This is a genomic window from Oxalobacteraceae bacterium OTU3CINTB1, from assembly GCA_024123955.1.
In the GTDB taxonomy this organism is placed as follows: Bacteria; Pseudomonadota; Gammaproteobacteria; order Burkholderiales; family Burkholderiaceae_D; genus Rugamonas.
On the sequence record CP099652.1, the window covers coordinates 568,577 to 591,020 of the forward strand.

22 protein-coding genes are annotated in these 22,444 nt (G+C 65.2%); 15 read left to right on the forward strand and 7 right to left on the reverse strand.

What is annotated here, in order from left to right; translation table 11 throughout:
* Positions 1-170: 170 nt before the first annotated feature.
* From NHH73_02435 to NHH73_02450, 4 genes are all read left to right on the forward strand, one after another.
* Positions 171-2,816, forward strand: a complete 2,646-nt coding sequence (locus NHH73_02435) for a molybdopterin-dependent oxidoreductase (GenBank protein ID USX27175.1) — start codon at positions 171-173, stop codon at positions 2,814-2,816.
* Positions 2,813-3,340 (forward strand): 2Fe-2S iron-sulfur cluster-binding protein, encoded by a 528-nt coding sequence (locus NHH73_02440; protein ID USX27176.1) that lies wholly within the window; start codon positions 2,813-2,815, stop codon positions 3,338-3,340. Before NHH73_02435 ends, NHH73_02440 begins: the two co-directional genes overlap by 4 nt.
* Positions 3,337-4,356: a hypothetical protein gene (locus tag NHH73_02445; protein ID USX27177.1), complete on the forward strand. Its 1,020-nt coding sequence runs from the start codon at positions 3,337-3,339 to the stop codon at positions 4,354-4,356. The genes NHH73_02440 and NHH73_02445 overlap by 4 nt, the downstream gene beginning before the upstream one ends.
* 130 nt (positions 4,357-4,486) lie before the next feature.
* Positions 4,487-5,446 (forward strand): thioredoxin fold domain-containing protein, encoded by a 960-nt coding sequence (locus NHH73_02450; GenBank protein ID USX27178.1) that lies wholly within the window; start codon positions 4,487-4,489, stop codon positions 5,444-5,446.
* Here the strand turns inward: NHH73_02450 and NHH73_02455 are convergent.
* On the reverse strand, positions 5,439-6,350 hold the full coding sequence (locus tag NHH73_02455; protein ID USX27179.1) for a LysR family transcriptional regulator: 912 nt from the start codon (positions 6,348-6,350) through the stop codon (positions 5,439-5,441). The two genes, NHH73_02450 and NHH73_02455, sit on opposite strands and share 8 nt — an antisense overlap.
* Before the next feature lie 105 nt (positions 6,351-6,455).
* On the opposite strand from NHH73_02455, the gene NHH73_02460 reads away from it, so the two are divergent.
* Positions 6,456-7,241: a TauD/TfdA family dioxygenase gene (locus tag NHH73_02460; protein ID USX27180.1), complete on the forward strand. Its 786-nt coding sequence runs from the start codon at positions 6,456-6,458 to the stop codon at positions 7,239-7,241.
* Between the two features lie 53 nt (positions 7,242-7,294).
* Here NHH73_02460 and NHH73_02465 read toward each other — a convergent pair whose 3' ends face one another.
* Complete coding sequence (locus NHH73_02465; protein USX27181.1) at positions 7,295-8,710, reverse strand: Atrophin-1 multi-domain protein; 1,416 nt, start codon at positions 8,708-8,710, stop codon at positions 7,295-7,297.
* A 229-nt stretch (positions 8,711-8,939) separates the two neighbouring features.
* Here NHH73_02465 and NHH73_02470 point away from each other — a divergent pair, with 229 nt between their 5' ends.
* Genes NHH73_02470 through NHH73_02485 form a run of 4 tightly spaced genes read left to right on the forward strand, consistent with a single transcriptional unit; the run spans position 8,940 to position 15,161 of the window.
* Entirely contained in the window at positions 8,940-12,485 is a 3,546-nt protein-coding gene (locus NHH73_02470; protein USX27182.1) for a response regulator, read from the forward strand.
* A gap of 14 nt (positions 12,486-12,499) precedes the next feature.
* A complete protein-coding gene (locus tag NHH73_02475) occupies positions 12,500-13,318 on the forward strand; it encodes a protein-glutamate O-methyltransferase CheR (GenBank protein USX27183.1) in 819 nt (272 codons plus the stop codon).
* Between the two features lie 2 nt (positions 13,319-13,320).
* A complete protein-coding gene (locus NHH73_02480; GenBank protein ID USX27184.1) occupies positions 13,321-13,962 on the forward strand; it encodes a chemotaxis protein CheB in 642 nt (213 codons plus the stop codon).
* Entirely contained in the window at positions 13,962-15,161 is a 1,200-nt protein-coding gene (locus NHH73_02485) for a hybrid sensor histidine kinase/response regulator (GenBank protein USX27185.1), read from the forward strand. Before NHH73_02480 ends, NHH73_02485 begins: the two co-directional genes overlap by 1 nt.
* A 16-nt stretch (positions 15,162-15,177) precedes the next feature.
* Here NHH73_02485 and NHH73_02490 read toward each other — a convergent pair whose 3' ends face one another.
* The 3 genes from NHH73_02490 to NHH73_02500 all read right to left on the reverse strand — a co-directional run bounded on the left by NHH73_02490 (position 15,178) and on the right by NHH73_02500 (position 17,037).
* A complete protein-coding gene (locus NHH73_02490) occupies positions 15,178-15,582 on the reverse strand; it encodes an EF-hand domain-containing protein (protein USX27186.1) in 405 nt (134 codons plus the stop codon).
* Positions 15,583-15,835: 253 nt separating this feature from the next.
* Positions 15,836-16,417: a hypothetical protein gene (locus NHH73_02495; protein USX27187.1), complete on the reverse strand. Its 582-nt coding sequence runs from the start codon at positions 16,415-16,417 to the stop codon at positions 15,836-15,838.
* 140 nt (positions 16,418-16,557) lie between these two features.
* Positions 16,558-17,037 (reverse strand): nucleoside deaminase, encoded by a 480-nt coding sequence (locus NHH73_02500; GenBank protein USX27188.1) that lies wholly within the window; start codon positions 17,035-17,037, stop codon positions 16,558-16,560.
* A gap of 129 nt (positions 17,038-17,166) precedes the next feature.
* Here NHH73_02500 and NHH73_02505 point away from each other — a divergent pair, with 129 nt between their 5' ends.
* Genes NHH73_02505 through NHH73_02530 form a run of 6 tightly spaced genes read left to right on the forward strand, consistent with a single transcriptional unit; the run spans position 17,167 to position 20,272 of the window.
* Complete coding sequence (locus tag NHH73_02505) at positions 17,167-17,769, forward strand: PEP-CTERM sorting domain-containing protein (GenBank protein ID USX27189.1); 603 nt, start codon at positions 17,167-17,169, stop codon at positions 17,767-17,769.
* A gap of 21 nt (positions 17,770-17,790) precedes the next feature.
* The gene (locus NHH73_02510; protein USX27190.1) at positions 17,791-18,303 is read left to right on the forward strand and encodes a tail fiber protein; all 513 of its coding nucleotides are present in this window, start codon (positions 17,791-17,793) and stop codon (positions 18,301-18,303) included.
* Positions 18,304-18,321: 18 nt separating this feature from the next.
* A complete protein-coding gene (locus tag NHH73_02515) occupies positions 18,322-18,858 on the forward strand; it encodes a tail fiber protein (protein ID USX27191.1) in 537 nt (178 codons plus the stop codon).
* Between the two features lie 8 nt (positions 18,859-18,866).
* On the forward strand, positions 18,867-19,388 hold the full coding sequence (locus NHH73_02520; protein ID USX27192.1) for a tail fiber protein: 522 nt from the start codon (positions 18,867-18,869) through the stop codon (positions 19,386-19,388).
* A gap of 4 nt (positions 19,389-19,392) precedes the next feature.
* Positions 19,393-19,875 (forward strand): GNAT family N-acetyltransferase, encoded by a 483-nt coding sequence (locus tag NHH73_02525; GenBank protein USX27193.1) that lies wholly within the window; start codon positions 19,393-19,395, stop codon positions 19,873-19,875.
* Positions 19,876-19,888: 13 nt separating this feature from the next.
* The gene (locus tag NHH73_02530; protein USX27194.1) at positions 19,889-20,272 is read left to right on the forward strand and encodes a hypothetical protein; all 384 of its coding nucleotides are present in this window, start codon (positions 19,889-19,891) and stop codon (positions 20,270-20,272) included.
* Positions 20,273-20,293: 21 nt separating this feature from the next.
* On the opposite strand, the gene NHH73_02535 is transcribed toward NHH73_02530, so the two are convergent.
* Positions 20,294-21,310, reverse strand: coding sequence for an aromatic ring-hydroxylating dioxygenase subunit alpha (locus tag NHH73_02535; GenBank protein USX27195.1), 1,017 nt, complete (start codon positions 21,308-21,310; stop codon positions 20,294-20,296).
* 44 nt (positions 21,311-21,354) lie between these two features.
* Positions 21,355-22,437, reverse strand: a complete 1,083-nt coding sequence (locus tag NHH73_02540) for a BMP family ABC transporter substrate-binding protein (protein USX27196.1) — start codon at positions 22,435-22,437, stop codon at positions 21,355-21,357.
* Between the last annotated feature and the right edge of the window lie 7 nt (positions 22,438-22,444).

The following is a 22,444-nucleotide window of genomic DNA, read 5'->3' on the forward strand; positions in this document are numbered from 1 at the left end:
CGAGAATGCACATTACTACCAGTCTTTTCATAGTCCGCTTGGTGTTGCAATTTTGCATTGTGACAATGTGAGATTTTTCATGCCCAGTCGCAATGGTACGATAATTCCTACTGGAAATTCCGATATCGTCGCAGTTCGCGCCCGGAAATAAGTTAGTAGGAACCGGAATCATGGGTATTACTCCAGAAGTCAGCCGTCGTACCTTTTTAAAAGTATTGGCCAGCGGCGCAACCGTCGGCTTGTCGGTGACCAGCCTGCCCGGCATGGCGATGAACGCGTCGAGGCCGCGCTTGACGGAGGTACCCGCCTGGGCGCCCGAGCCGGGCCGGGCCCGATGGCGCATCGACGGCCTGCCGAAGGTGCTGGGACAAAAAATCTACGCGCGCGATTTCAAGGCGCGCGACTTCAAGGACTGGCCGCAGAACGAGCAGTTCCTGTACGCGGTGCGTTGCGACCGCTACGACCAGGTGGTGACCGGATACCACCTGGACATGCTGCCGGCCGGCTTGCGTCCGGTGGCGGTGATCGACGCGCAGGCCCTGGTCGACAAAAAGCTCAAACTGGCCGACGGCATGAACAGCCCGTTCCTGGCCAGCATCGGCAAGCCGGCGGACTTTTTCGGACAGCCGGTGGCGATGCTGATTTTCGCAAATTTCGATGCCTACCGCCGCGCCGTCAAAATCCTCCAATTCAATCCGGACGTGATCCAGTACGGCGCGCCGGCCGCCACCGCGACCGGCACGTATCAGCCGGTCACCAGCTATGTCCGCGACGACGCGAAAAATTTCAACTACGTCTATACCCCCAACTACGCAGCGAACAAGCAGGCGGTGGCCGCCGGCATCTCGGCGGCGATCGACGGCAAGACCTGGCCCACCTTCACGCGCAAGTTTTACACGCAGACCATCGATCCGATGTTCATGGAGCCGGAGTCGGGCATGGCGTGGTACGACCCCGCCACCCAGCAACTGAACCTGGTGCTGGGCACGCAGTCGCCCAGCGGCGACCTGCGCAACGCGGCCGACATCTTCGACGGCAGCGCCTACCCGGTGAAAGACATCGATTTGTTGTCGTGCTACCCCGGCGGCGGTTTCGGCGGGCGCGATTCGTCGCTGTTTTCGATGTACCTGGCGCTGGCGGCGCCGTTCTCCAGCGGGCCGCTGCGCTGGGCGCAAAGCCGTTTCGAGCAGTTTCAGGTCGGCCTGAAGCGCTGCGAGACGGATTTCAGCGAGACGCTGGCGGTGGACGCCAACGGCAAGATCCAGGCGTTGCGTTGCGACTTCACGCTCAACGGCGGCGACCAGATGAACCTGACCCCGTTTGTCGCCCAACTGGCCGCGCTCAGTTCGATGAGCTGCTACAACATTCCGCGCGCGATCGCCAACGCCAGGTCGATGCAAACGCCGCAGTTGATGGGCGGTTCGCAGCGCGGCTTCGGCGGGCCGCAGGCCTTCATGGCGATCGAGACCCTGCTCGACGAAGCGTCGCAGGCGCTCAACATCGATCCGTTCGAGCTGCGCCGCCGCAACCTGCTGGGCAAGGGCCGTGGCGCCACCGTGACGGGCGCGCCGATCCTGCAGGACCTGCAACTGGAAGAGATGCTGCAGCGCCTGGAGCGGCATCCGCTGTGGCAAAACCGCAAGCTGACGCAACAGGCCAGGCAGCGCCAGGGGCTGCTGTACGGCGTCGGCTTCGCGTTGTCGAACGAGGCCTACGGCACCTCCGGCGACGGCATGTTCGGCGCCGTGCAAATCGAGCCGACCGGCACCATCACCATCTACACCCCCTATATCGACATGGGCAATGGCGCCGCCACCGCGCTCGGCCTGGCGCCGGCATCCTACCTCGGCCGCAACGCCAACAGCATCAACATGGGCGAGGCACAGCTGTTCGATTCGCTGAACCTGACCACCAGCTTGCCCAAGCCGCCCGCGCCGGTGCCGCCGAACTACGTGCTCAAGGCGTCCGGCTCGGCCAGCGCCTGCCTGGGCGCCTTCTTCCAGTACCACGTGGTGGAGCAGGCGGGGCTGGCGCTGGTGTTGCAGACCTTGCTGCCGGCGGCCAACGCCATCTGGGGCCGGGAGGTGCCGGCCGCCGCGTTGCGCTGGAAGGACAACCGGCTGCACGCCGAGGGCGTCAAGTCGCTGCCGTGGTCGGCGTTGGTCAAGCAGGCAACGCGCATGCGCCTGCCGATGGTGGCGGTGGTGCACGCCAGCTATGTCGGCGGTTTTGCCACGGCGCCGTTCACCTTCCGCAGCGGCGCCACGACCTTGCCGCTCGACTATGTCGCCATGGGCCTGACGGTCGATACCTTGCAGCCGATTGCGCGCGGCCAGGTGGTCAACCCGCCGTTGATCAACTTCCGGTTCGGACGCACCACTTACGCGCCTTGCGGTTCGCTGGTGGCGGCCACGATCGAGCCGCGCACCGGCGTGATCGCGGTCGAGTCGGTGGTGTCGGTGCTCAGCGCCGGCGTCCAGCATTGCCCGCAGATGGTATCCGGCCAGTCGCAGGGGGCGATCGCGATGGCGCTGGGGAACGTGTTGCTCGAGCATTGTCCGAACGACCGCAGCGGGCCGGGCAACGGAACCTGGAACCTGCACCGCTACGCCATCGCGCGCTCGACCGATATTCCGCGACAGGAATTGATCGTGCTGCCGCCGGCGCCGGGCGAGACCACCGCGCGCGGCATCGCCGAGGCGGTGATGTGCCCGATCGGTCCTTCCATCCTCAACGCGCTGGCGATGGCCACCGGCGGCAAACGCTATACGACGACCCCGGTCACCGCCCGCGCCGTCCTGGAGTCCCTGAAATGACACAGCCCATCCGTTTTCACATCAACGACAAACCCGTGCAGGCCGACGCCGGCGACGCCGACATGGCCCTGATCGATTTCCTGCATGAGCGACAGGACCTGACCGGCACCAAATTCTGTTGCGGCATCGGCGTTTGCCGCGCCTGCACCGTCGCCACCCGTGAAGGTGGCGACGATGTCCTGGAGAAGACGCTGTCCTGCTCGACGCCGGTCAGCGCGGTCGAGAACATGTCGATCTACACCGTCGAAAGCCTGGGTTCGGAACAGGCGCTGGCGCCGTTGCAGCAAGCCTTCCTGGAGAATTTCTCGTTCCAGTGCGGCTACTGCGCGCCCGGATTTTTGATGGCGGCCACCGCCATGCTGTCGCATCTGAAGCGGGCGCCGGTGCCGGCCTCGCAGCTCGACGAGGTCATGGAGACCTGGGTCGGCGGCAATCTGTGCCGTTGCACCGGCTACGTGCGCTATATGGAGGCGATCCGCAAGGTGGCCTTGCCCTATGCGCTGGGTGGCGGGGTGCAATTATGAGCCTGCCTTCGCTGCTGTCCTTGATCCCGGCGCTGTTGCTCGCCGCCACGATGGGCATGGCGCAAGCCGCGCCCAAGGCCGCCGCCGTCAGCAAATACAGCAAGCAAAGCGCCGTCGAGTACGGCCAGGTGTGCGCCGACATGATCGGCCAGATCCCCGCCTTCGATTGCCTGGACGGCAGCATCGTGCCGATCACCGTCGATGGCAAGACGCCGACCGAGTACAAGCCCGGCATGACGTGCGACCGGCCGGCGCTGCTGCCGTATCCCGGCGAGTCGTTCGGCCAGTGCACGCCGTATTCCCGCTTGCTCAATCTGTCCTACGGCAAGACGCAAATCTCGGCCATGTGTCGGCGCGAACAGTTGCGCGATCCGAACAGCAAGTTCTTCGACGAGGTCGACATTGTCGCCCACAATGTCGATACCGGCGACACCTGCTGGTTCCACGCCGAGGGCAAGCCGGGCCAGAAGACCGGCTTCGACGCCTCGCGCGTGCCGCCGCCCAACGAAAAGGCGCCGCCGCCGCAGCGCATTGCCGCCGGCCAGTTCTGGTGGGCGCCGGCCGCCACCGCGTCGAAAAACTGCCTGAGCTGCCACGACGCCGATCCCTTCATGTACAGCCCGTGGATCGGCCAGCTCAAGTATCTGTTGCCGGCCGATCCGCTGGGCCGCTACAGCAACATCGGCAAGGAGTTCGCGCAGTGGCATTCGAACAGCATCAGCACGCGCGACAACACTTGTATCGGTTGCCACCGCATCGGCGACCAGGCAAGCTGCTCGCAATTCGTGCCGATGGCGGCCGGCAGGATCCCGGCCAAGGGCGGCAACGCGCTGGCCAACAGCTATCCGTTGAGCCACTGGATGCCGGTCAATAACGAGCAGAGCAAGGAGTTCTGGGAGCAGGCCAACCTGGAATCGCTGAACCAGCTGTTGACGTGCTGCGCCGATCCGAAGAATCCGATCTGCACGATCAAGCCCATCGTCGCGCCGCCCAAGGCGGGCAAGTCCGGACGCTGACGTCACAGCGCCGCTGTCGAACGGCCCAATCTGGTTAAATATGCAATAATTTATTATTGCCATGTTTCGCGTTGACGTTTCGATTCCTCGAAGCGTGCGCGCCGGCAAATTTCAATCAAAAGGGGAAGTTATGGGCGGGTCGGCGATCAAGCGGTCACTATCGACGTTATCGGGTTATGGACGCGCCGTCGGGCGCGCGGCATGCGTAACGGCCATCATCGCGGCGTTGCCGGCGACGGCGCTGGCCGACGGACGCTCCGCCGTGCAGAATTTGTTTGCCAACGCCGCAACCGCCAGGCTGGCTCCAAGTTTCGACCAGAAGACCACGCAGGCGACGCCGTCGCTGGTGCGCGGCATGTATGTGCTGACCACTTCCAAGGGCGAGTTCGCCGGCTTCGTCAACGAAGCAGGCACGCTGTGGGGCGACGTTAATGAGATGCGGGTGTATTCGCCCAGCGGCGCGCAGCCGCGTCCGATCACCCCGCAGGAGCGCGACGCGCTACGCGCCGAGATGATGTCGGCGATCGAATACGACAAGCTGATCAAGGTCACCTATGGCGACGGCGGCGGCCGCAAGATGCTGATGTTTTCCGCGCTCGACTGCGGGTATTGCAAGATGTTCGAACAGCAGTTCAGCAAAGTGGGTCCCAACAATAACCTCGCGTTCTATGTAGTGCCGTCGTCGTTGCGGCCCATCAAGGCCGGCGGGCAGGAGGCATGGCAAGGCGTGTCACAGATCTGGTGCGCACCGGACAATGGGCAGGCGTGGAAACACTATTGGGCCACCGACGAGTTGCCGGCGCCACGCCAGTGCGGCATCGATGCCGCGAAGGCAGAGCGCGACGTGCACTACTTGTCGTCGCTGATGAAGGTGGCTGGCGTTAAAGTCACGGGGACGCCGCAATTGGTGCGCGAAGACGGCGTGATGATTCACCCCGGGGACTTCAAGGCATATCTGAAGTTGCGGTCACCAGTGCAGTCGGAGCCCAAGCTGGTATGGCTGGCGGCGGCGGATCCAACCGTCCAGGCGGCTACGCCGTCCAACAACAAAATCAACGTCGGCGAGAAGCTGAAAAAGCTGTTCAACTAAGATCCTCGCGCGCCAACGCCGCCGCCAACATGTCGGTGAAGACACGGATCTTTGTCGAGCCCCGGCGGCTGGCCGGATACACCGCGTGGATCACCACATCCATGTCGCCGGGGTTGGCGTCGTACTCCGGCAGCACGGGCAGCAAGGCGCCGGCGGCCAGATCGTCGCGGATCAGCCAGTCGGCCAGCAGCGCCAATCCCACCCCTCCCAGCGCCGCCTGGCGCAGCATTTCCGAGTTATTCACGTTCAGGCTGCCTTGCACGTCGATGTCGGCCTGCTCGCCGTCGCGCCGCAACCGCCAACTGTGCCGATTGGCGCCGTAGGAAAACTGCAGGCAGTTGTGTTGCGCCAGCTCGGCCGGCGTTTGCGGCGCACCATGCCTTGCGAGATAAGCGGGACTGGCGCAAATATGCCGCCGATGCGCCGCCAGTTCGCGCGCGATCAGGTTCGGCTGCTGTTGCGGACTGCCGATGCGGATGGCGACGTCGACCGCCTCCTCGACCAAATTAATGTAGTTGTCGCTCAGCCGCACGTCCAGCGTGACCTTGGGATGGCGGCGCGCGAACTCGGGCAGCAGCGGGGCGATATAGCGCACCGCCAGCGTGACCGGGGCGGCGATGCGCAGCACGCCGCTGGGCTCGGCGTCGCGGCCGGCGGCGGCGTCGTCGGCCTCATCCAGCGCGGCGAGGATTTGCGTGGCGTGCTCGACGTAGGCGCGGCCGCTGTCGGTCAAGGTGATGCTGCGCGTCGAGCGGTTCAGCAGCGGCGCGCCGAGGCGCTGCTCCAGCGAATCTACCAGCCGCGTCACCGACGAGGTGGCCACGCCCAGCTGGCGCGCGGCCGCCGAAAAGCCGCCATTGCTGGCGACCAGGCAAAAGGCTTTCAGTTCGGCGAATCTGTCCATGGTGGCGTTGCGTCCAGCGCAAAGGTGTATGCGAATCCATTCATATTATCACCTGCGCGTGGCGTCTATATATTGATTTCATACATCTCAGGCTTAGGAGGCCATATGAATATCACCCCGCTCCCCGTCGGCTTTGGCGCCATCATCGAAGGCTTGGACCTGCGCGACGCCGGTCCCGGCACGGCCAAGCTGCTGCGTTCGGCATTGCTCGAGCACGGCCTGCTGGTCATCCGCGGCCAGACCTTGACGCCGCAGCAACAAATCGCCGCGACCGGCTTGTTCGGCACCTTGGAGACTTTTCCCACCATGCGCGGCCAGTTGGACGGCTTCGAGGAAATCTTCCGCGTCGCCAGCCGGCCGGAGGACGGCCACGTCGAAGTCGGCCGCTACTGGCATTCGGACGGCTCCTTCCGCGCCGATCCGACGCCGATCAGCTTGTGGTATTCGGTGGCGCAGGCCAGCGAGGGCGGCGATACGCTGTTCACCGACCTGCAACGCGCCTATGCCGAGCTGGACGACGATATCCGCCAGGAGTTCGATGGTCTTAATACTGCGCATCGTAACGGCGTGGTCCATCCCCTGGTGCTCAAGCATCCGAAAACCGGAATTCCCGCGCTGTATCTGAACCTGGGATTGACCGGCGGCGTGCTGGGATACGGTCCTGACCGCTCGCAGGCGCTGATGCAGGCCGTCGACCGGCATTACTCCCGCGACGGCGCGACCTACCGCCACCATTGGCTGCCGGGCGACGTGGTGGTGGCCGACAACCTGCACGTGGCGCACAAGGCGACGCCGATCAGCCCGCAGTCGCGCCGCATCCTGAACCGCACCACGGTGCGCGCCGACGGCGTGATCTGGCATGAACCGGCATCCGCACCAGCGACGGCATAGCAAAAAAAGCGGCATGCGCATTGCGCACGCCGCTTTCTCATTTCGCCTACCAATTATTGCTTGATCATCGTGGCGCGGATGCTGCCGGCCTGGCCTGGCGAGTTCTGCGTGGTAATAATGCTCCAGCCGCCCGAGCTTGGCCAAGTGAGCTGCGCGGTCTGGCCGTTGGTCAGGAAGCCGGTTTCGGAGGCCACGGTGCCGCCTTTCATGAGCGCTATTTTCACGCTCGCGCCACCGGTGCCGATTGCCGTCACCGTATAAGTCGCCCCGGCCACCGGGCGGCCCCAGCTCAGGCCGACAGCGTTAACGGGAGTGGGATCTCCGCCGGAGATGCCGGTGCTGTTACCGTTCGATTGTTTCACCAGACCCGGGTTGCTTGGGAACTCGACGCTTTGGGTGAAGGTGTTGAACTTCGCGGGCGTCCCGCCGACAGGCCACTCTATTTTCCACGGGCCGCGCATCGACAAGATGTTGAAGTTACCCTCCACGTTGGTGGTGGTTGGATTGCCATTGCCGTCGACGTAGCTGCTGGCGGAGATGACTTGGCGCAAGGCACCGCGAATCTGCTCCATATTCTGGTAGACGGGCGTGAGGTTGCCGGTGTACAGCGGCCAGCCCCCGCCGTTTTCCACGTAGATCGAAAACGGCGTGTCGGTGTTGCGATCGACCACGCGGGCACCGTAGGTTTTAAGCGTATTGACCACTTTTTGCAGGGTCGGATTGGCGTTTTTCAGGACGAATTCCGGCGGCAGCATTACCAGCGCGCCTTCCGGGATCTGGCCCTTGTTTTCGTACACGGCGTTATAGTCGGCCGCAGTGGCAGGGTAGACGTACGCGGGATTTGCTGCCAAGCCTTTCAGCGATAGCGCCATTGCCAGCGCGTGTTGATAGGAGCTTTGGCCGTCGTTGATCTCGTGGGCGCGGATCAGGCCGCCGATAGTCGATACGCCGGCGGCGCGCGCGCCTTGTTTGAGGTGGGACGGATCGCCCCAGCCCCGGCCGTTGACCGCCGACCAGGCGTGCATTGCCGCAGTCCATTTGCCGTTCACCAATCTCAGTTGCCAGAAGCTGTGGATCTTGCCGGTGACCGGGTCAAAGATTTCGGCATGGCCGTCGCTGCCGCTGGCCGGCGCGGTGGCCGCAGGCCAGCGCGGAATCGTCACCGACGTTGGATTTTCGCGCGCGTCCGGATCGGTGTCGCCGCCGGATTTCACCAACGCCACGATCATCGGCGGGTCGTCCGCCTTGGCCTCGAACGCGGTGGTGGAGTACTTTCCGCCGTCGACCGCACCGTAAAACCCGCTGGCTTCCGTCGGTATGACGAAGGCGCCGAACACCGGGCCGATGGGGCGGATGTTCCATGGCGAGTCGGCCGAGAACGGGCGCTTGAAGCTGCCGAACGGTTCGGTTTGAGCAAAAGCGCTGGCTGCGAGCATGGTGGCGGCTGCGGCAATCAAATATTTTTTCAAGGGGGGTCTCCAGTGTGTTGGAAGTTCAGCAGGGTAGAACTAGCATGACTGTAGTTGAAAATGTTTCGTATAAACTATCCAATTGTCACAATCATGACTTCTTTAAAATATTTCATATTAACCATTCCACTTGCGGCGCCAGCGTTTCCCCCACGCACGATTGGAATGGATCTGGTCAAGCATGTGTTTGAGATAAAATCTTGCTTCTCCAGTTATCTTGGTCCGTGCCATGCCCACTAAAACGCTCGACGACGCAGCTTTCCGTCGTATTCTTGCCCGTAACATCACTTTGCCGCTGGCCGCCGGCGTGGTCAGCGCCGGGGTGTTCGTCATGCTGCTGGTATATCTGGTCACGACCATGAATTGGGTCGAGCATAGCGAGCGCGTGATCGGCAACGCCAGCGAGATCAGCAAGGAAATGGTCGACATGGAGACCGGCCTGCGCGGCTATATGCTGGCCGGCGACGAATCCTTCCTGCAGCCCTATGTGCTGGCCAAGCCGAAGGTGGCCTCCAGCTTGGCCAGCCTGGCGAAACTGGTGGAAGACAACCATGCCCAGGTCGACCGGCTGCGCCTGATCGAGGCCCAGCACCGGCAATGGGACTTATACGCGCAGGAAATGATACGGCTGCGCGCCGCCAACGGCGATGTGACCGGCCCGGTCAAGACCGGGCGCGGCAAGAACCAGTTCGACGAGATCCGCCGCCAGCTCGACGCTTTTCTCGAGGTCGAGATGCGCATGCGCCAGGACCGCAACGCCTCGGCGCGCAGCGTCACCATCAGCGTGGCGGTGGTGTACCTGCTGCTGACCCTGGGCGTGGGCGGCGCGCTGGCCTGGTTCGGGCGGCGCGAGCTGCTCGGACTGTCGAAAACCTATAACGCCGTGCTGCTGCAGCACACAGAACACGCCGATCTGTTGCAGCAGCAAGCCTGGCTGCGCACCGGCCAGAGCGAGCTGGCGCAGCAGGGCATCGGCCAGCTGGCCTTGCCGCAATTGTCGGCGGTGCTGCTGCAATTCCTGGCGCGCTACATGAACGCGGTGGTTGGCGCGCTGTATCTGCGCAACCCGGACGGCAGCCTGCGCCGCGTGGCGTCGTACGGCTTCAGCGCCGAGTGGGAACGGCGCGACCAGCAGCTCAAGTCCGGCGAGAGCCTGGTGGCGCAAGCCGCGCTGGAACGCCGCCTGATCCGCCTCGACCGGGTGCCGGCCGATTACATCCAGGTCGCTTCCGGCCTGGGCGCCGGGACGCCGGCCAGCGTGCTGCTGGCGCCGCTCGACAATGACGGCCAGATCAACGGCGTGGTTGAAATCGGCCTGCTGCGTCCGATCGCGGTGCGCGACATGGATTTCCTCACCCTGGTCAAGGGCAACATCGGCAACGCCATCGAGGCCAGCCAGTCGCGCCAGCGCTTGCAGGAAGTGCTGGAGGAAACCCAGCAGCTCAACGAGGAATTGCAGGTGCAGCAGGAGGAATTGCGCACCGCCAACGAGGAACTGGAAGAGCAGTCGCGCGTGCTGGAGGAATCGCAGGCCAGCCTGGAGAACCAGAAGGCCGAGCTGGAACAGACCAACGAGCAACTGGCCGAGCAGGGCACCGCGCTGGACCAGAAAAACGCCGCACTGGTCAAGGCGCAGTCGGACCTGGAGGAGCGCGCCCGCGAGCTCGAGCGCGCCAGCCAGTACAAGTCGCAGTTCCTGGCGAACATGTCGCACGAGCTGCGCACGCCGTTGAACAGTTCGCTGATCCTGGCCAAGCTGCTGTCGGAAAACTCCGCCGGCAACCTGAACGACGAGCAGGTGCGCTTCGCCAACACGATTTACTCGGCCGGCAACGATTTGCTGAACCTGATCAACGACATCCTCGACATCTCCAAGGTCGAGGCGGGCAAGCTGGAGCTGGTGCCGGAGCAGCTGTCGCTGCGCCACGTGGTCGAAGGCATGGCGATGGTGTTCGAGCCGCTGGCCCAGCAAAAGAAACTGGGCTTCCACGTGCAGGTGGCCGACGATTTGGCCACGCACATGGTCACCGACCGCCAGCGCCTGGAACAGATACTGAAAAACCTGCTGTCGAACGCGCTCAAGTTCACCAGCAACGGCCAGATCACCCTGGCCGTGCATGCCGCCGGCGACGGCGCGGTCGGCTTCTCGGTGCAGGACACCGGCATCGGCATCCGCCAGGAAGACCAGCAAGGCATTTTCAACGCCTTCCAGCAGGCCGACGGCACCACCAGCCGCAAGTACGGCGGCACCGGCCTGGGCCTGTCGATCTCGCGCGACCTGGCGCACCTGCTGGGCGGCGCGATCAGCCTGGTCAGCGAACCGGGCAAGGGCAGCTGCTTCACCCTGACCATGCCGTTGCGCTGGACCGCGCCGGAGCCTGGACCGCGCGTCGGCAGCGCCAGCGCGCCGGCCAGCATGGATGACAATGGTGGCGGCGGCGTCGGCGCCTACGCGGCCACGTCGCTGGGCCTGGCCATCGCGGCGACGTCGCCGCCGGCCCGCGGCGACGACGGTACCGAAGAGGCGCCGCCGCGCGTGCGCGCCTTCGACGACGACCGCGAACAGCTGCCGCCCGGCGCCGACAACGCCCGCTCGGTGCTGGTGATCGAGGACGACCCCACCTTCGCCCGCATCCTGTACGACCTGGCGCACGAAAAGCAATACCGCTGCCTGGTCGCGTTCGACGCCGACGAGGGCCTGGAGCTGGCGCGCCTACACCGTCCGAACGCGATCCTGCTCGATATCCGCCTGCCGGACCGCTCCGGCCTGTCGGTGCTGCAAATGCTCAAGGACGACGCCCAGACCCGCCACATCCCGGTGCACGTGGTGTCCGGCTCGGACGCCGGCGAGGCCGCGTTGCACCTGGGCGCGATCGGTTTCGCGCTCAAGCCGACCACGCGCGATCAGTTGATGGAAGTGTTCCGCCGCATCGAGACCAAGCTGACGCAAAAGATCAAGCGCGTGCTGCTGGTCGAGGACGACGACCGCCAGCGCGACAGCGTGGTGCAGCTGATCTCCGACGACGATGTCGACATCGTCGACGTCGGCAGCGGCGAAGAGGCGCTGGCGCTGCTGCGCACCACCGTGTTCGATTGCATGATCATCGACCTGAAGCTGCCCGACATGCAGGGCAACGAGCTGTTGCAGCGCATGTCCGGCGAGCAGCTGGCGGCGTTCCCGCCGGTGATCGTGTACACCGGCCGCAACCTGTCGCGCGCCGAGGAGGCCGACCTGCACAAGTATTCGCGCTCGATCATCATCAAGGGCGCCCGCTCGCCGGAGCGCCTGCTCGACGAGGTGACCTTGTTCCTGCACAAGGTCGAGGCCGACCTGTCGTCCGAGCGCCAGACCATGCTGCGCACGGTGCGCTCGCGCGACCGCGTGTTCGAAGGCCGCCGCATCTTGCTGGTCGACGACGACGTGCGCAACATCTTCGCGCTGACCAGCGCGCTGGAGCAGAAGGGCGTGCTGGTCGAGGTCGGCCGCAACGGCTTCGAGGCGATCGAAAAGCTGGACCAGAATCCGGACATCGACCTGGTGCTGATGGATGTGATGATGCCCGGCATGGACGGCCTGGAGGCGACGCGCCATATCCGCGCCGACGCCCGCTTCGCCCGCCTGCCGATCATCGCCATCACCGCCAAGGCGATGAAGGACGACCAGGAGCAATGCCTGGCCGCCGGCGCCAGCGATTACCTGGCCAAGCCGATCGACCTGTCGCGCCTGTATTCCTTGCTGCGGGTGTGGATGCCCAACGGCGAGCGCGGCGCATGATGGGGAGCTAGCGTATGCAACATAGCGACACCGACATCGAGCTCAAAGTGTTGATGGAAGCCATCTACATGAAGTACAGCTACGATTTCCGCGACTACACCGGCGCCTCTCAGAAGCGCCGCGTGCTGCATGCGCTCAAGGAAATGGAATGCGCCAGCATCTCGGCGCTGCAGGCGCGCATCATGCACGAGCCGGCCGCGTTCAGCCAGCTGCTGCAATACCTGACGATCCCGGTGACGTCGATGTTCCGCGATCCCAGCTATTTCAAGGCGCTGCGCGAGCAGGTGGTGCCGGTGCTGCGCACCTATCCGTCGCTGAAGATCTGGATCGCCGGCTGCAGCACCGGCGAGGAGGTGGTGTCGATGGCCATCCTGCTCCGGGAGGAAGGCTTGCTCGAGCGCAGCATGATCTACGCCACCGACATCAATCCGCAGTCGCTGGAGAAGGCGCGCAAGGGCGTGTTCCCGCTCGACGCCATGCAAGAATATACGGCCAACTACCAGGCCGCCGGCGGCACGCGCAGCTTTTCCGACTACTACACGGCGGCCTATAATGCCGCGCTGTTCGACAGTTCGCTATGCGAGAACGTCACCTATGCCGACCACAGCCTGGCGACCGACGCCGTGTTCGCCGAGACCCATTTGATCAGCTGCCGCAACGTGATGATCTATTTCAAGAAGCGGTTGCAGGAGCGCGCGTTCGGACTGTTCCACGAATCGCTGTGCCATCGCGGTTTTCTCGGCCTCGGCAGCAAGGAAAGCATCGATTTTTCCGCCTACGCACCCAATTTCGAACCGGTGCAAAAGCGCGAGCGGCTGTTCAGGAAGCGTTAGAAATGAAGCCGACGACGGGACCATCGAGTGCGCCGGCCAAGGCGGCGACGGCGGCGATCGCCGCCGTGCTGGCCGGCCGCACCATCGAGGCGGTGGTGATCGGCGCCTCGGCCGGCGGCGTGGCCGCGCTGCTCAAGCTGCTGCCCGGCCTGCCCGCCGGCTACGGCCGGCCGCTGGTGGCGCTGCTGCACCTGCCGGAGAACCGCCAAAGCCAGCTGGCCGAGGTGTTCCGCCAGCGCATGGTGTTGCCGGTGCGCGAGGCGGCCGACAAGGAGCCGCTGGCATCCGGGACGCTATACTTTGGCGGTTCCGGCTACCATTTGTCGGTTGAGTCGGACCGCAGCTTTTCGCTCAGCTGCGAGGCGCCGCTGCACTTCGCCCGTCCCGCGATCGATTTCCTCATGGAGTCGGCGGCGGACGCCTACGGCCCGGCTTTGCTGGGCATTTTATTGACCGGCGCCAATCAGGACGGCGCCGCCGGCCTGGCCGCCATCGGCCGCGCCGGCGGCCTGACCGTGGTGCAGGACCCGGACGAGGCCGAGGTGGCCACGATGCCGAAAGAAGCAATCCGTCTGCGGACGCCGGACCTGGTCCTGCCGCTGGACGCGATACACACAATGCTGTTGATGCTGGAGAATAATTGATGCAAGCCGAGCACCCGACCAAACTGCTGATCGTCGACGATCTGCCGGAAAACCTGCAAGCGCTCAACGCCGTCATCCGTGGCGCCGGGCGCGAGATCTTCCAGGCCGGCTCCGGCGAGGAGGCGCTGGCCTTGCTGCTGCAGCACGACTTCGCGATGGCCTTCCTCGACGTGCAGATGCCCGGCATGGACGGCTTCGAACTGGCCGAGCTGATGCGCGGCACCGAGCGCACCCGGCAAATCCCGATCGTCTTCGTCACCGCCGCCGGCAAGGAACTCAATTATTCCTTCAAGGGGTACGAGGCCGGCGCCGTCGACGTGCTCTACAAGCCGCTCGACTCGCGCGCCGTGCGCAGCAAGGTCGAGGTCTTTGTCCAGTTGTACGAGCAGCGCGAGGCCACCCGGCGCCAGGTGCAGGCGCTGGAGCTGGCGCGGCAAAAGCAGGAGGCCACCCTGGCCGAGCTGAACGCGGCGCAGACGCAGTTGCAGCGGGCGCTGTCGATGCGCGACGAGTTCATGTCGATGGTGTCGCACGAGATGCGCACGCCGCTCAACACCTTGTACCTGGAAACGCAGCTGCGCAAGATGCAGCTCGAGCGCGGCAACATGGCCGCCTTCGGCGCAGAGCAGTTGCAGCGCATGGTGGCGCGCGACGACCGCCAGATCCAGAGCATCATCCGCCTGATCGACGACATGCTCGACGTCTCGCGCATCCGCAGCGGCAAGCTGTCGCTGCGGCCGGGCTGGGTGGAGCTGTCGGGCCTGCTGCGGCGCGTGGTGCACGACCTCACGCCGCAGGCCACCACGGCCGGCTGCAGCATCAGCCTGGACGCCGACACGCCGGTCAGCGGCTGGTGGGACGAGTTCCGCATCGAGCAGATCGTCGTCAACCTGCTGACCAACGCGCTGCGCTACGGCGCGCAGCAGCCGGTGGCGGTGTCGCTGGTGGTCGTGCAGGATGCGGTGCGGGTCGACGTACGCGACCACGGCCCGGGCATCGCGCCCGATCAGCAGGCCAAAATCTTCGAACCGTATGAGCGCGGCGTCGGCAACGAGGTGCCGTCGGGGCTGGGATTGGGTTTGTATATTTCGCGCGAGCTGGCCGAGGTGCACGAGGGCACGTTGACCGTCGCCAGCATCCCGGGCGAGGGCGCGGTGTTCAGCCTGACCTTGCCGCGCAGGGACGCGCCGCCGGCCTGAGGACTTGTCGGCGTGTTCAGCGCGAGCCGGATTCTTCGCGGCGCTGGATCAGGTAGGCGTTCAGGTCGTCGAAGCTGACGTTGCCGCGCTGCGCGGTGTCGATGCTGTCGAAATTCTTGTCGACCACGCCCAGGCCGGCCTGGCGCGCCTCTTCGCGGTTCAACGTACCGCTGTGGTCGGCGTCGGCGTCCTCAAAACGTTTCTTCAGCTTTTGCACCGTGGTGAAGCGCAGCAGCACCGGTCCCGGCGCGATGTCGCGCTGCGGCTGGCGCATCGAGCGCGGCACCGAATACGGCGTCGCCACGCCTGCGGCGGACGCCGCGCGGACGGCGGGTGTGGGCGTTTCCACTTGCGGGGTTTGGGCGCCGGCGCCGGCGGTGGCCAGCAGCGCTGTCAGTAAGATCGGATGTGAAAGGTTCATGGTTGTCTCCCCGTCATCGGTGGATGCACGGCTCAGGTTGACACTTTGATCCCAATGTCCGAATTAATCAAACACCTTCTATTGTGCGATGCGATTTTGTCGCCAGGAAACATCGTTTTGGCGAGTTAAGTGTTTGTTTTTGCTGGTAATTTTGTTGAAACGGTAAGTGTGCAATGTATGCCAGATGGCATTAATTGAATAGTTGGAAGAGGGCGGCCGCGCGACGATGCGGCGCGCCCCCGAGGCTGATGCATCAGCTGCAATTGCGCAGTTGCAGCGATCCGATCGCTAAGCCAGGCAGGGCCGGCAGCAGGGCGGGCGTCATGTCGACCTCGATCCAATAGGTGTTGGCCGTGAAGTTCAAATTCATGGCGCCGGCGCAGGCCGCAGGGAAGCGGTAGCGCGTGAAGCCGGTGGCCGCGATCGGCGTGCCGGCCAGCATATCGCTGTCGATCGTCGCCATCAGGTTGCCGGCCGGCGTGCCGCCGCCGTTGGGATACTCGTAAAGACGCACCACCACTTTGCCGGCGGTAACGCTGTTGTCACGGATGTGCGCAAACATCGCCAGCGTGGCGGTGGACAAGCTGCCGAACGAGTCGGTGACCTGATAGCGTATCTTGCACGGCAACAGCAGGCCGGGGGCAAGCCTTGCCTCGGAATTGTCCATCTGAACGGCGAGGTAGCACGACTCGTCGATCGCGCCCATCGAGCCGCTGCCGGTCCAGGGGCTGCTGGCGAGCGCGGCGCCCGGGGCCGACAGCGCGGCCACGGCCAGCAGGGCCAGGGGGCGCATGAGGCGCGACGAGAAGAGCTGGGATAGTTGAAGTGAGAACATGGCGACTCCTTGAAATGGCAGACCGGACCGGCCTGCATGACTTCAAGACTAGACCGTCGCGCAAGCGCAGCTTTACGACGGATCAACCAAGTCACTACGTTGAAAATAGGCAGCCCGAGGGTATCGTTCCCCTCGGGTTTTTATTTTTGCCAGAAGCCGGCGTGGGCGGCGCGCGCCTCGTCTTCGCGCAGCGGACCGATGACCTCGGTCGGCCGCTGGCCGCGCGCGAAAACATCGCGGCACGGCAGCGACAGGGTCGGATTTTCGGGATCGCTGCCGGTCAGTTGCAGCAGGCTCGCTTCCGACATCGCGTAGACAACCCGGCCGACGCCGCTCCAGTAGGTGCCGCCGGCGCACATCGCGCACGGTTCGGCGTTGGCGTACAAGGTGGCGCCGGCCAGTTGCGCGGGGCTGTGGCGTTGCGACGCCATGCGCAGCGCGTTCATCTCCGCGTGCGCGGTGCGGTCGCTGCTGGAGGCGTTCATCGCCTCGGCGATGACCTCGCCGTCGGCGGCGACCACCATGGCGGCGAACGGATGGTGGCCTTCGTCGCGCGAGCGTTGCGCTAGCGCCAGCACGCGGCTGAGGAATTCGTGGTCTTGCGGCGTGGCTGTGGTCATCGGCTAAGTCATATAAAAATGCTATCAGATAGCATAATGTCATCAAATAATATTATGTCATTTTGATAATTCTTCGCCGGTATGATGTGCCTCAGCGTTCATCCCTGATGTTAAACAAAAAGGCGCACAATGTCCAAAATTCTCACCGCGTTAATCTGCGTGGCGTCGCTGTGCGCGGCGCCGGTCCAGGCCGCCGTCAATCTGGTCCATAACGGCGATTTTGAAACCGCCACCCTGCTGGGCTGGACCTCGAGCGGCGACCCCAGCGGTCAATTCGTCGGCCCCGACTACAGCGCCGCCGTGCCGACGCTGAACCAGGTCTTCAGCGAATCGGCCTACGACAACCTCGGCTACATCAGCCAGCAGGTCGCCACGGCGGTGAACGGCATTTATACGCTGGAATTCGATTTGCAAGTGCAAGCCGATCCGGTCGAGGCGGCCGACACCGAGGCCCTGGTCCTGTTCAACGGCGCGCAGGTGTTCGGCGAGACCGACGTCAGCCACGACTGGCAGCATTTCACCATCACCGGCCTGCTGGGCAACGGCACTTTCGGCTTGCTCAGCTTTGGCAACCGCAACTACTTCGCCTATAACCAGCTGGACAATATTTCACTGGTGCAGACCGGGGTCGGGGTCGGCACCGTGCCGGAACCGGCGTCGGTGTCGATGCTGGTGCTGGGCCTGGGCCTGATCGGCCTCGCCCTCAAGCAACGCCAACAGCGGTCTTTCTAAGTCCACCACGCCGGAGTCGCCATGTCCGAAGCCTTCCTCGGAGAAATCCGCATGTTTTCGTTTAATTTCGTGCCGAAAGGCTGGGCCGCCTGCAACGGCCAGCTGTTGCCGATCAATAGCAACCAGGCGCTGTTTTCGCTGCTTGGCACCTACTATGGCGGCAACGGACAAAACAGCTTCGCCTTGCCCGACCTGCGCGGGCGCGCGCCGATGCATACGGCGGACGGCACCCCCGGCCAGCGCGGCGGCGCGGTCAGCCACACGCTGACGCTGGCGGAGATGCCGGCCCACCGGCACGCGCTGCTGGCCGAGGCGCCGGGCAATCCGGGCCATACGCCGGCGCCGGGCGGCGCGGTGCTGTCGTCGGTGCCGGCCGGCGCCATCAACATGTTCAGTCCGGCCGATGGCAGCGCCGCGCTCGACGCGCTGGCCGTGGCGCCGGCCGGCGGCGGCGCGCCGCACAACAATATGCAGCCGTATGCCACCAGCACGTTCGGCATCTGCCTGTCGGGCATTTACCCTTCCCACTTCTGACCGCGGCCGGAGTCCTCCATGTCCCAACCTTATATTGGCGAAATCCGCATCTTCGCCGGCAATTTCCCTCCCTACGGGTGGCGGTTCTGCGACGGCGCGGTGCTACCGATCAACGAGAACGACGCGCTGTTCGCGCTGATCGGCACCACCTACGGCGGCGATGGCCAGCAAACCTTTGCGCTGCCCGACCTGCGCGGCCGGGTGCCGGTCCACGCCGGCGCGAACGCCGGGTACGACTACCTGCCGGGCGACCACGGCGGCGCGGAAACGGTGACGCTGACGGCCGCCCAGATGCCGGACCACACCCACGCGGTCGGCGCCAGCACGGCGGCCCCGGCCAAGGCCGGCGCCGCGCTCGACATCACCACCGGCGCCTACGTGCCCGGCACGCCGCTGCCCAAGCCCAAGCTGTACGGCGCGCCCACCGCGCTCGCGCCGATGTACGCGGGTGCCGTGCGGCCGGAGGGCGGCGGCCAGCCGCACGACAACATGGCGCCTTTCCTGGCGATCAATTTCATCATTGCGCTGTTTGGCGAGTTTCCGTCACCTTACTAGGACCGACCATGTCAGATCCATTCATCGCCGAAATCCGCATGTTCAGCGGCAACTTCGCCCCGTCCGGGTGGGCCTTGTGCAACGGCCAGTTCTTGCCGATCTCGCAAAACACGGCGCTGTTCGCGCTGCTGGGCACTGCTTATGGCGGCGACGGCAAGAACAACTTCGCCCTGCCGGACCTGCGCCAGCGCCTGCCGCTTGGCACCGGCGACGGTCCCGGGCTGACGCCGCGCGACCTGGGCGAGCGCAGCGGCAGCGCCAGCGTCAGCCTGCAGACGCCGCAGCTGCCGTCCCACGGCCACCAGCTGCGCGCCACTTCGCAGGCGGCCACCAGCACCTCGCCGGCCGGCAACCTGCCGGCCGGCGTGTCGTCGCCGACGCCCCCCTACCGCGCGCCCAGCAACCTGGCGCCGATGGCCGCCAATCCGCTCTCGGTGGCGGGCGGCGGCCAGCCGCACAACAACCTGCAGCCTTACCTCGAGGTCAATTTCATCATCGCCACGCAGGGCATTTTTCCGGCGCGCTGGTGAGCCGATGAGCGCCATCACGCTACGCCCGGCCACGCCGCAGGATGCGGAATTCATGCTGCGGCTTTACCGCGGCACGCGCCAGGACCTGGCCGCGCTGGCCGACGAGGTGCTGCGCGAGCGCATCGTCGCGATGCAGTTCGCGGCCCAGCAGCAGCAATACCTGGCGCGCTTTCCGCATGCGGAGGTGAGCGTGGTGGTCGACGGCGACCGGCCGGTGGGACGGCTGTATGTCGATTGCGACGAAACCGGCGTGCGGCTGGTCGATATCAGCCTGCTGCCGGAGGTGCGCAACCGCGGCATCGGCGCCGGCCTGCTGCGCGCCTTGATGACGCGCGCCGGCGCCCACGCGCTGCCGTTGCGCCTGAGCGTATTGCCCACCAACCGCGCGCGGTCGCTGTATGCGCGGCTGGGCTTCGAGGCCGCCGGCGATGGCGGCCTGTATCAATCGATGGAATGGCGCGCCGCCGGCGCGCCAGCGGCAACCTGACTGGGGAATCTTCATGGAACGCAGGAACTTCATTTTCGCCGGTGGCGCCTTGCTGGGCGGCGCCGGCCTGCACGCGGCAAGCGCGTTCGCGGCCACGCCGCGGCAGCCGGGCGGCGCCACCTACCAGACGCTCACGGGGCAGAGTTTCAACCTGTATGCCAGCACCAGCGGCACCAGCGTGACGCTGTTGAAGGTCAAGCGCCGCGACCAGGCCAGGGAGTTCGACCAGTTTTCGCTGTTGTTCGCCGGTGCCGGCGCGGCGCTGCCGGCGGCGGTCTACGAGATCGAACACCCGGTGACCGGCAAGCTGGCGCTCTACCTGGAACCGGCCGGCAAAGGGCCTGAGGGGAACTACTACCGTGCCGATTTTACATTGCTGGCGTCCGCCGCCCGCTGAGGGCGGGCCGATGCCGGGGCGTCAATCGTCGCGCAGCACGCCGTAGCGCAGTTTCTGCCGCTTGAGGTAATTGCGATAGGCCAGCGACATGCGGTCGCATGCCACCGACACTTCGGCGCCGGGGACCAGCGGCAGCCGCGCGGGGCTCTGGCTTTCCAAAATCGGCAGGTCCTGCAGGAAGATGGTGTCCTGGAAGGCGCGCAGGGCGTTGTCGTCGGAGGTGAAATCGTTGAGCGCCATGATGATCCACACGCGGGTGGTGGTCTCGGTCAGCGGCTGCGGCAGCAGCGCGATCGCTTCGACGATGCCGCCCGGCGGATGCTTGGTGAGGATCGCCGTCAGCGGCCGTACCACGCGGTAGGTGTAATCGATGTCGCTGCCGCCGGTGGCGGCCTTGCTGGCCTGCGGCTGCCACGCGCGGCATTGTTTGGCCCAGACGCCGCTGCCGTAGTCGGCGTCGTCGAACGTCTCGACCGTGTAGTCGGCGATCGCTGCCTGTTCCGGCACGCCCAGTATGCCGTCGTGCACAAAGGCGAAGTGCGCCATGTCGAGGAAGTTCTCGACGACGCGCGGCGCGCTGCTTTGCACGTCGTACGGGCCGCACCAGACCTTGCGCAGGCGTTCGTCCTCGAACTCTGGAAAGCGCGGCGGCCCAGAGCTGGCAGGCGATCCGGCAGGCGACCCGATGCAAACCCATACCATCCCGTATTTTTCCTGCGTGTGGAAGGCGCCGACCCGCGCTTTGAGCTGGTCGGGTTGGAGCGACGGCAGCGCGGGGATGTGCCGGCAGCGTCCCTCGCCGTCGAAGCGCCAGCCGTGGTAGGCGCAGCGCAGCGTGTCATTGTCGATTGTGCCCATCGACAGGCGCGTGCCGCGATGCGGACAGCGGTCCTCCCATGCGTGGACGTTGCCGGCGCTGTCGCGCCACAAGGCGATGCGCGTGTCCAGCAGGTCGCTGGCGGTGACGGCGCCGGCCACGATCCGCGTGGACAGCGCCACCGGATGCCAGTCGTCGAATAAAACGGGATCGGTTGTCATGTGTGTCGCGGTGGGCGGGACCGTAAAGCGTCCCGCCGTTGCCCCTATTTTGGAATCGCGCCGTCCACGCCCTGCACGTAGAAGTTCATCGACAGCAGGTCCTTCAGCGGCACGGCGACGCCGGCCGCGTACTTGACCGCGCCCGATTGGTCCTTGATCGGACCGGAGAACGGGTTGAAGGTGCCTGCCGTCATCGCCGCCTTTTTCTCCTCGAAGATTTTGGCCGCGTCGGCGGGAACCACGGCGTTCAGCTTCGACATCTTGACCATGCCTTCCTTCAGGCCGCCGCGATAGTCGCCGGTTTTCCAGGTGCCGGCGAGGACCGCTTTGGCGGTATCGGTGTAGTAGCCCGACCAGTCGTTGGTGGCGGCGGTCAGGTGGGCCTTCGGCGCGAAGCGCGACATGTCCGAGTCCCAGCCGAAGGCGTACACGCCTTTTTCCTGCGCGACCTGCAAGGTGGCCGGCGAGTCGGTGTTCTGCGCCATGACGTCGGCGCCTTGCGCCACGAGGGTTTCCGCCGCCTGGCGTTCCTTGGCCGGGTCGTACCACGAGTTCACCCAGATCACTTTGGTCTTGATGCCCGGATTGACGCTTTGCGCGCCCAGTGTGAAGGCGTTGATGTTGCGGATCACTTCGGGCACGGGGAAGGAGGCGATGAAGCCCAGCGTCTTGGACTTGGTCATTTTGCCGGCCAGGATGCCGTCCAGGTACGCGCCCTCGTACAGGCGCGATTCGTAGGTGCCCAGGTTCTTGGCGGTCTTGAAGCCGGTGGCGTGCAGGAACACCACGCCGGGCGATGACTTGGCCACTTTCTCGGTCGGGTTCATGTAGCCGAACGAGGTGGTGAAAATCAGCTTGTTCCCTTCGGCGACCAGCTTGCGGATCACGCGCTCGGCGTCGGCGCCTTCCGGCACATTCTCCACGTAGGTGGTTTTGACTTTGCCGGCCAGCGCCTTTTCCATCGCCAGGCGGCCCTGGTCGTGGGCGTAGGTCCAGCCGGCGTCGCCGACCGGGCCGACGTAGACGAAACCGATCTTCAGCGGTTCTGCTGCCAGCGCGGGCAGGGCAGTGGCGCCAAGGGCGGCGGTCAGCGCGGCGAGCGCGATCAGGGTGCGACGATTCATCATGCGATTT

Coding starts and splice junctions, on each gene's coding strand:
- NHH73_02450 (USX27178.1), top strand. CDS start 4,487: ATGGGCGGGTCGGCGATCAAGCGGTCACTATCGACGTTATCGGGTTAT.
- NHH73_02535 (USX27195.1), bottom strand. CDS start 21,310: ATGACAACCGATCCCGTTTTATTCGACGACTGGCATCCGGTGGCGCTG.
- NHH73_02510 (USX27190.1), top strand. CDS start 17,791: ATGTCCGAAGCCTTCCTCGGAGAAATCCGCATGTTTTCGTTTAATTTC.
- NHH73_02490 (USX27186.1), bottom strand. CDS start 15,582: ATGAACCTTTCACATCCGATCTTACTGACAGCGCTGCTGGCCACCGCC.
- NHH73_02480 (USX27184.1), top strand. CDS start 13,321: ATGAAGCCGACGACGGGACCATCGAGTGCGCCGGCCAAGGCGGCGACG.
- NHH73_02520 (USX27192.1), top strand. CDS start 18,867: ATGTCAGATCCATTCATCGCCGAAATCCGCATGTTCAGCGGCAACTTC.
- NHH73_02470 (USX27182.1), top strand. CDS start 8,940: ATGCCCACTAAAACGCTCGACGACGCAGCTTTCCGTCGTATTCTTGCC.
- NHH73_02495 (USX27187.1), bottom strand. CDS start 16,417: ATGTTCTCACTTCAACTATCCCAGCTCTTCTCGTCGCGCCTCATGCGC.
- NHH73_02500 (USX27188.1), bottom strand. CDS start 17,037: ATGACCACAGCCACGCCGCAAGACCACGAATTCCTCAGCCGCGTGCTG.
- NHH73_02530 (USX27194.1), top strand. CDS start 19,889: ATGGAACGCAGGAACTTCATTTTCGCCGGTGGCGCCTTGCTGGGCGGC.
- NHH73_02440 (USX27176.1), top strand. CDS start 2,813: ATGACACAGCCCATCCGTTTTCACATCAACGACAAACCCGTGCAGGCC.
- NHH73_02455 (USX27179.1), bottom strand. CDS start 6,350: ATGGACAGATTCGCCGAACTGAAAGCCTTTTGCCTGGTCGCCAGCAAT.
- NHH73_02445 (USX27177.1), top strand. CDS start 3,337: ATGAGCCTGCCTTCGCTGCTGTCCTTGATCCCGGCGCTGTTGCTCGCC.
- NHH73_02505 (USX27189.1), top strand. CDS start 17,167: ATGTCCAAAATTCTCACCGCGTTAATCTGCGTGGCGTCGCTGTGCGCG.
- NHH73_02540 (USX27196.1), bottom strand. CDS start 22,437: ATGATGAATCGTCGCACCCTGATCGCGCTCGCCGCGCTGACCGCCGCC.
- NHH73_02515 (USX27191.1), top strand. CDS start 18,322: ATGTCCCAACCTTATATTGGCGAAATCCGCATCTTCGCCGGCAATTTC.
- NHH73_02460 (USX27180.1), top strand. CDS start 6,456: ATGAATATCACCCCGCTCCCCGTCGGCTTTGGCGCCATCATCGAAGGC.
- NHH73_02475 (USX27183.1), top strand. CDS start 12,500: ATGCAACATAGCGACACCGACATCGAGCTCAAAGTGTTGATGGAAGCC.
- NHH73_02525 (USX27193.1), top strand. CDS start 19,393: ATGAGCGCCATCACGCTACGCCCGGCCACGCCGCAGGATGCGGAATTC.
- NHH73_02435 (USX27175.1), top strand. CDS start 171: ATGGGTATTACTCCAGAAGTCAGCCGTCGTACCTTTTTAAAAGTATTG.
- NHH73_02485 (USX27185.1), top strand. CDS start 13,962: ATGCAAGCCGAGCACCCGACCAAACTGCTGATCGTCGACGATCTGCCG.